This window comes from Microbacterium sp. CCH5-D1 (assembly GCF_001557335.1).
Lineage (GTDB): Bacteria > Actinomycetota > Actinomycetes > Actinomycetales > Microbacteriaceae > Microbacterium > Microbacterium oxydans.
In genome coordinates this window covers 1-511 of the sequence record NZ_LSJW01000225.1, presented here as the reverse complement: position 1 = coordinate 511, position 511 = coordinate 1, and the positions used below count along the sequence as shown (strand labels likewise).

The window sequence follows — 511 nt, the reverse complement described above, 5'->3', positions numbered from 1 at the left end:
GTGTAGGTGATGACGCTGCCGGGGTCGACCGCCGTGCCCGCTGCCGGGTCGGCGCTCTTCGACACCGAGAATCCGGGCACGTTCACGGCGTTCGTCGTGGTGCCGGGCGGCGGGGTGATCTCCTCGCCTCCCGGCGGGGTCGCCGTCGCCGTCGCACTGTTCTCGATCACGGAGCCGACGCCTTCGGCCTTCACTGTCACGGAATAGGTGACGGTGACGGTCTGACCGACCGCGAGGGCGCCCGACCAGCTGAGCTTCGCGGCGTCGAACGCCACTGCTCCTGCCGGTGCTCCGGCGACGACCGCGGCGGCATCCTCGTTGTAGGACGCGTAGGGCAGCACCTTGGACAGGTCGTCCGCGATCGCGACCGGGTCGAGCACCGTCTGACCGGTGTTCACGCCGGTCAGCGTGTAGGTGATCACGTCGCCGGGGTCCACTGCCGTTCCCGCGACGGGGTCGGCCGTCTTGGCGAACGTGAATCCGGGCTGGTTGACCGGGTGCTCGGTGGTCG

The 511-nt window shown here is 70.1% G+C and carries 1 protein-coding gene; it reads right to left on the bottom strand.

The window, feature by feature from the left end:
* The coding region (locus tag AX744_RS13315) for a DUF7927 domain-containing protein (RefSeq protein WP_157543613.1) at window positions 1-511 on the bottom strand (511 nt) is incomplete at both ends.